6 protein-coding genes and 1 riboswitch are annotated in these 7,155 nt (G+C 37.9%); of the genes, 2 read left to right on the top strand and 4 right to left on the bottom strand.

Annotation, left to right across the window (positions count from 1 at the left end; genetic code table 11):
• Window positions 1–43: 43 nt before the first annotated feature.
• Window positions 44–766 carry a gamma-glutamyl-gamma-aminobutyrate hydrolase family protein gene (locus ACFSBH_RS05405; protein WP_251517962.1) on the bottom strand — a complete coding sequence of 241 codons (723 nt, stop codon included), beginning with the start codon at window positions 764–766 and terminating at the stop codon, window positions 44–46.
• A 148-nt stretch (window positions 767–914) separates the two neighbouring features.
• On the opposite strand from ACFSBH_RS05405, the gene ACFSBH_RS05400 reads away from it, so the two are divergent.
• A complete protein-coding gene (locus ACFSBH_RS05400; RefSeq protein ID WP_379596424.1) occupies window positions 915–2,081 on the top strand; it encodes an MFS transporter in 1,167 nt (388 codons plus the stop codon).
• Window positions 2,082–2,785: 704 nt separating this feature from the next.
• Here ACFSBH_RS05400 and ACFSBH_RS05395 read toward each other — a convergent pair.
• From ACFSBH_RS05395 to ACFSBH_RS05385, 3 genes are all read right to left on the bottom strand, one after another.
• Window positions 2,786–4,090, bottom strand: coding sequence for an NCS2 family permease (locus tag ACFSBH_RS05395; RefSeq protein ID WP_251517844.1), 1,305 nt, complete (start codon window positions 4,088–4,090; stop codon window positions 2,786–2,788).
• Window positions 4,091–4,289: 199 nt separating this feature from the next.
• A riboswitch (purine riboswitch) is annotated at window positions 4,290–4,390 on the bottom strand.
• 181 nt (window positions 4,391–4,571) lie between these two features.
• Window positions 4,572–5,495 (bottom strand): glycine betaine ABC transporter substrate-binding protein, encoded by a 924-nt coding sequence (locus ACFSBH_RS05390; protein ID WP_349774389.1) that lies wholly within the window; start codon window positions 5,493–5,495, stop codon window positions 4,572–4,574.
• Window positions 5,496–5,774: 279 nt separating this feature from the next.
• Complete coding sequence (locus ACFSBH_RS05385) at window positions 5,775–6,569, bottom strand: ABC transporter ATP-binding protein (protein WP_251517841.1); 795 nt, start codon at window positions 6,567–6,569, stop codon at window positions 5,775–5,777.
• 109 nt (window positions 6,570–6,678) lie between these two features.
• Between ACFSBH_RS05385 and ACFSBH_RS05380 the strand changes: the two genes are divergently transcribed.
• Window positions 6,679–7,056 (top strand): RDD family protein, encoded by a 378-nt coding sequence (locus tag ACFSBH_RS05380; RefSeq protein ID WP_251517838.1) that lies wholly within the window; start codon window positions 6,679–6,681, stop codon window positions 7,054–7,056.
• Window positions 7,057–7,155 lie beyond the last annotated feature (99 nt).

The following is a 7,155-nucleotide window of genomic DNA, read 5'->3' as shown; positions in this document are numbered from 1 at the left end:
GCTATTTTCTATTTACTGGGGTTTTGTCCCAGCCTCTTTTTCTTTATGAATGATCACTTCTGCACGCAGCAACAAAACCACTGTAGATTTTATTTGATACTTCATCATCACTTCGGGCACTCATATGCTCCGGATGCCATTGCAATCCTAACGCAAACTGGTGCACTTCACTTTCTACCACTTCTACAACCCCATCTTTTGCAAGACCGCTAATAATCAGATCTTTACCAGGTTTTCGATTTGCTTGATGATGAAAACTGTTGACACGGATTACTTTTCGACCAGCCAATCGATGGATTAAAGAGCCTTCTGTTAATTCCACATCATGAACCGGAACATAATTTGCTGCTTTTTGGGAATGCTGAACAAGCTCCCCTTCAATTTGCGAGTGGATATCTTGATACATATCTCCCCCTGTAGCAAGATTGAGCATTTGTGCACCTTTACAAACACCAAGAATCGGCTTATCTTTCTCCAACATTTTCTGGATGATTTCTATTTCAAAAGCATCCCGCTCCGGTTGGAATGTACCTAATTTAGGATGGGGCTCTTCATTAAAGTAAATTGGATCAATATCATCCCCACCAGTTAAATATAATCCATCAATCTTCTCCACTACTTCAGCAATTGTTTTGGAGTCGGATAAATAAGGCAGTACCACTGGAATACCTCCTGCCTTTTCAATAGCGAGCAGATTATTTTTTGTTACATAATAACTCTTATTGTCCATCTCCAATGCTGGAGAAACACCAATCAATGGTTTCATGTCTTCTCTTCCTCTCTATTTCTATTCCTTCTAAAATACAATTCGCCATTTTTTGCGTATTTCCTCCCTCCATCCATCGCTAGATAAGGTTGCCAACAGAAAAATATGGTATATTAGAGAAAAATTCCTGCTAAAGGTGGCTTCTATAGTGATACAACAATCAACCACACCTCTAAAATTACTCTTATTCAGCTTTCATGCTTCGAATACGATACTTATCAGCTTTTTACCATTATATTTACAATACCAAGGCTTAAGTGGTACAGAAATCGGATGGATTCTTGCGACAGGTCCACTTGCTTCCATATTTGCACAGCCTTTTTGGGGATATCTGAGTGATAAATTCAAGACAGTAAAATGGATTCTGTTCATTTGTATTCTCGGACTCCTGATCGGAGCAATAATCTTTTTCCAAATGAAGACAATTGTTTCCCTTGTCATTATTGGGGCACTATTTTTCTTTTTTTCCACTCCAATTGGAGGATTAAGCGACAGTTTAGCGCAGCGTAGAGCGGATGAATTACGAATCAGCTTTGGATCCATTCGTATGTGGGGTTCTGTAGGTTTCGCAGCTGCTTCTCTTTCTATCGGCGTATTGTTAAACCAATTTGGAATTCAATATATTCATTGGCCATATTTGTTGTTTGGTACCATCGCTTTAATCGTCATCATTCAATTAAAGGATGTTTCTGTTGACCGTACTCCTGTTAAATTAGGTGATGTAAAACAAATCATTATGAATAAGCCATTGATGTTATTCTTTCTATTTATACTGTTCATCACCATTTCCCACAGGACGAATGACAGTTATTTAGGTATATATATTATGGAGCTCGGTGGCAGCGAAAGCCTCGTAGGTATTGCCTGGTTTATCGGAGTTTTAATGGAAGCTATTGTTTTCGCGACTGCATCCAAGTGGTTTAGGAAATATCATACGATTGTTTTCATTATCTTTGCTGGTATCATATACAGCATTCGTTGGGTCATGTATGCGTGGTTTGATGACCCATTGATGATCGTCATTTTTCAATTTATGCATGGTATTACATTTGGAGTATTTTATGTTGCAGCTTTCGAATATATCACCCGGCTTATTCCGAAATTCCTCCAGTCGACAGGGCATATGCTGTTTTACGCAATCTTCTTTGGCATATCAGGTATCGTCGGTTCGTTAATGGGAGGACGAATCATTGAACTGTTCAGTGGAGAATTTTTATATCTATGCATGGCAGGATTATCATTGGTTGGAGTCCTATTGGTAACCATATATCATGTTTTTACAACAAAAGCTAAAAGGAGCAGAACCTCTTTTTAGTACGAATGAGGCTTTGGAGGACTTTTTCTCTAAGGCCTTTATTTTTGGCTAGATGGGTTTAGTAGAATTGGAGCTGAGAGAAGAGAGCATTGGTTACAATCGCACATGGGAGAGCTTGCGTTCCATTAACATGGTGAATCTTGCTTGTAATCGAACGTGAGCGAGAATTGCGTTTGACTAGCATGATAAATACTGCTTGCTATCGTACGTGAGAAAGGCTTGCGTTTGATTAGCAGGATGAATACTGCTTACAATCTAACGTGAGAAAGGCTTGCGTTTGATTAGCAGGATGAATACTGCTTACAATCTAACGTGAGAAAGGCTTGCGTGCGATTAGCATGAAAAATACTGCTTACTATCGTACGTGAGAAGGGCTTGCGTTTGATTAGCAGGATGAATACTGCTTACAATCTAACGTGAGAAAGGCTTGCGTTTGATTAGCAGGATGAATACTGCTTACAATCTAACGTGAGAAAGGCTTGCGTTTGATTAGCAGGATGAATACTGCTTACAATCTAACGTGAGAAAGGCTTGCGTCAGACTAGCAAGTTAAATTCTACTATCAACCGAACATGAGAGATTTTTCTTCCGAATAAAACGCGACTCCGTATACTAGCGTGTTAAATAAAATTCTAATAAATACTTATATAAACAAAGCACGCTATTTCCCATTTGAAATAGCGTACTTTAAGTTTTTTTACAAACTAACTTAAGAATATAAAATACAGAACAAAGACTACAAATAATCCATACATGATTGGATGAATTTGTTTTCCTTTGCCCATAACGATCATTGTAATCGGATAGAAGATAAATCCGATTGCTATCCCTGTTGCAATACTATACGTTAAGGACATCATTAGAACAATAAAGAATGATGGAACAGCAACTTCGAAGCGATCCCATTCAATGTTTTTCAGTTGTGACGCCATCATGACTCCAACAATGATCAACGCTGGAGCAGTAACTGCACTCGTTACAACACCTAGTAACGGAGAGAAGAACAGAGCCAATAGGAAAAATCCTGCTGTCACAACTGATGTAAATCCAGAACGTCCACCTGCACCAACACCAGCAGTTGATTCTACATATGAAGTAGTTGTTGATGTACCTACGACTGCTCCTACAACAGTTGCAGTGGAGTCAGCCATCAATGCACGACCAGCTCTTGGCAGTTTATTATCCTTCACAAGACCTGCCTGCGTCGCAACGGCAACTAACGTACCTGCCGTATCGAAGAAGTCAACAAACAAGAAAGTTAAAATGACGACTAGCATTTCGATTGTAAATATATCACCAAAGTTAGCAAAAGCTTGTCCGAATGTTGGTGATAAACTAGGAACAGATCCTACGATATCATTAATTCCTTGCGGTGTTGGAATAAGACCAAAAATCATACCTGCAATTGCTGTGATGATCATTCCATAAAAAATACCAGCTTTGATACCGCGAGTAATTAAAATTACAGCTACTACCAATCCAAAGATAGTAAGAAGTACATTTGGATCAGTTATATCTCCCAATCCAACTAAAGTTGCTTCATTATCAACTACAATTCCAGCACTCGATAGACCAATAAAAGCAATGTACAAACCAATCCCAGCTCCAACTGCTAGTTTTAAGTTTGCTGGTATCGCATTAATGATAATTTCTCTCAAACCAGAAAGTGATAAAAAGATAAAGATAATTCCAGATACTAGAACTCCTGCTAAAGCAGTTTCCCAAGGTATTCCATATTGTAAAACAACTGTATAAGCAAAGAACGCATTAAGCCCCATACCAGGTGCAAGTGCGACTGGATATCTTGCAAGTACCCCCATCGTAAGTGTACCAACTGCTGCAGCTACTGCGGTTGCGGTAAATACGGCACCCTCAGGCATTCCAGCGGCTGCAAGTGTAGCTGGGTTTACAAAAAGAATATATGCCATAGATAGGAAGGTTGTTAGACCAGCAATAAATTCTGTTTTGTAATTCGTTCCTAGCTCTTCAAACTGAAAATACTTTTTCATTCAATTTTGCCTCCTAAGTTGCAAAATGCTCATGCGTCAGGAAAACTTGCTCTTAGTTGTCTCCAAACTCTTATGTTTTATCCTCAATTTCCCTTAGGGAAAAAGATAAATCTCCCTTTTAAAAAACAAAAAAACGCTCTTCAAAGGAGCGTCTACCAAAACACAAAGGAAAGAGAATGATAATAATATAGAAATATAGTTATTCCTATTTTCCCTGCGTAGTCAAACCTTTTACGGTGGTTTGGTAGAGACTTTGGGCCATATTCCCGAAATTATACGCAATGCATTTAATTATATTCCTATTCTACTTAGCTCACGTCAGTTTGTCAATGAAATCCGAATGTTGATTTCATAACTTGATTTAATATTCGGATATAAACAGTAAATCTATTCATTTATCAGTAATTTCAGTTAAAATAACCTTTAAATAAAAACAGAGTACTCTACCTACATAAAGGTAAAGTACTCTATTACTGATTGTTTAATTTTTAGGCTTAAGATCTTCGATTGAATCTATGTCCATGTAATTTGGAACAACAAGACCAATCTTAGCACCTGTTAAATTTGGACCTAAATCTATTAAGTTATCTTTATGCTTATTGTAGAATTCTTTATGAGTGATTGGTAACCAGGCAGCCGCCGATGCATCTGCATTTCCAGTAGCTACGGATTCAAAAACAATCGCTACATCTACATCTGTCACGGTTACATCAAAGCCTTTCTTCTCCATTGCTGCTTTTAAAACACCTGAAGAAGCACGCTCTGAGTCCCAAGGTGTCGAAACAAGTTCCACTTCCACTCCATCGACATCATCTACACCTTCTAACCAGACAGCAACCTTATCTTCGTTATCCTCTACCCACTCATAGGCGATTTCCTCTATATCACGGCCAGTCTCTTCCGCCTCAAACATGATGGATTCCATATCTTCAACATCCCATTCAAATTGATCGATCAGTTTATAGGCTTCTGGTTTTTCTTCTTCTAAACCAAGTCTCGCTATGGAATTAATACCTTCTTCTCCACCATAAATCCCTTTAGGATCTTCTAAATATTTCATGTCAGGGTGTGCTGCGAACATCCAATGTGGATTCCAACCTGTGACGACAATTGGTTCTTCATTTCTGATGGCATTATCCAATTCTGTCATCATGGCACCAGTTGAAGACAATGCCACTTCCCAGCCCTGTAGATTTTCATATTCTTCTATAGCTGCCTCCGTTGTAACAGAAATACCTGCTCCTGGTTCAATACCAATAATTGTATGATCAACTGCTTCACTATAATTTACTTTCCCATTATTATCTGAGTTACTTTCTGTCGCCTCCGAATCACCACAGGCTGCAAGCATAAATGTAACTAGTAATGCAAAAATAAAACCAACGTTCGTTATTTTTAACTTCAAACATATCCCCCATTTTCTGCAAATAAATTGTTCCTAATAGAAATTCGATTCCAAAATATCACGAAGCGAACCTTTTAAAGAACATACCGTTAAGTATTTTACAGTTATCCAGCATTCTACTCAAACTGGATATTTGGGGAAATAACGTTTTTTGAAGGGATAAACTAACCTGACAGTAAAACGACTTAAGAAAAACTTACAATCCTTCCAAAATGCTAAATAATCATCGCAATACTTAAGAAAGTGATGATTGAACAATTTTTCACACGAAAATAATGGTTAAAATACTTTAGCCTTCGGAACCGTTAACCAAGGACGATTATCTTCCCAGCGAACCGTAACCGGTATTTTATAAGTTTCAGATAAGCGCTCATCTGTTAATACTTCTTTTTTCGGTCCACCGGCAACTATTTCTCCATCACAGATTAATAAAACATGAGATATGACATCGACAATCTCTTCAATATGGTGCGTTACATAAAGCAAATGACAATCCCGTTCATTTACGTCATTGATCCATTGTAAAACTTCTTCCCTGGCAAGTACATCCAAGCCAGTGCATGGCTCGTCCAATATCAATATCTCAGGCTTGCTCATCAATGCCCTGGCAATTAGTACCTTTTGCTGTTCCCCTTGGGATAAACTGCGATAACTTTTCCCTTTGAGATGGGAGAGTCGTAAAGATTCAAGCAATTGGTCCGCCTGAACCCAATCTTCTTCAGAAACTTCTTCATAAAGGCCAATAGAGGCGAACTTTCCACTCACAACAATATTTTCGGTGATTTCCTTATGCAGATTTTGTGAAAATTGATCCAAAGAGCTGCTGACAAAGCCAATTCTCTTTCTCAATTCCGGTATATTTGTTTTCCCGAATACATTTCCGAGAACCGAAACCTTTCCTGACGTCGGATAATTATACCCGGTTACAATATTCAACAGGGAGGTTTTCCCTGATCCATTCAATCCTAGAATGCACCAATGTTCCCCTTCCTTCACTTCCCAATTTATATCTTTTAGAATTTCGCGCGAGTTTCTTCTCCACGTAACCTGTTGAAATTGAATGATTTTCTCCATGAAACATCTCTCCCGATACTTTTATGTTATAATACTCTTGATTGTAGAATATTTCTGACAATATAACAATGATTTTTACTGATTGAGTAATTCTTAGTTGAGGTGATCCATGAATAGAATCCCTATTAAGAAACGCTTTTATGAATTGCTTATTGATTACTTGGTCATCATGGCGTATATTTTTTTATTGTTCATTGTAAATGCCACTATTTTCACCTTCATTTTTGATGGGTTTCCAAAGTACACGGAAATCCACGTTCAAATTATTACTACATGTACATCTGTCATACCAACTATCTTTATCTTTTCGTATTTGGATTTTTATAAGAGAGGTTCGATAGGCAAAAAAGCTGCTGGGTTGAAACTCCTCTACGAAAACCACCAATTCCGTTCAAGCCTGATAAGAAATATAATTAAATTCTTACCTTGGCAATTGGGACATATTGGAGTGATTCGGGGAATGTATCAAGAATTCGATATACTGTAAACGTCAAATAATCCACACCTAGTTTTAGATGTGGACTATTGTTATGATTTATTTAGTTTTATTTGGTACACGACATTCCGCTGGAATGGACGGTGACCA

Origin of the sequence: Oceanobacillus luteolus (assembly GCF_042678205.1) — a bacterium.
GTDB lineage: Bacteria > Bacillota > Bacilli > Bacillales > Amphibacillaceae > Oceanobacillus > Oceanobacillus luteolus.
This window is presented reverse-complemented; position numbering and strand designations above follow the sequence as displayed.

What these genes read in the sequence shown, in the direction of transcription:
- ACFSBH_RS05380 (WP_251517838.1), top strand. Translation starts at nt 6,679, where the DNA reads ATGAATAGAATCCCTATTAAGAAACGCTTTTATGAATTGCTTATTGAT.
- ACFSBH_RS05405 (WP_251517962.1), bottom strand. Translation starts at nt 766, where the DNA reads ATGAAACCATTGATTGGTGTTTCTCCAGCATTGGAGATGGACAATAAG.
- ACFSBH_RS05395 (WP_251517844.1), bottom strand. Translation starts at nt 4,090, where the DNA reads ATGAAAAAGTATTTTCAGTTTGAAGAGCTAGGAACGAATTACAAAACA.
- ACFSBH_RS05385 (WP_251517841.1), bottom strand. Translation starts at nt 6,569, where the DNA reads ATGGAGAAAATCATTCAATTTCAACAGGTTACGTGGAGAAGAAACTCG.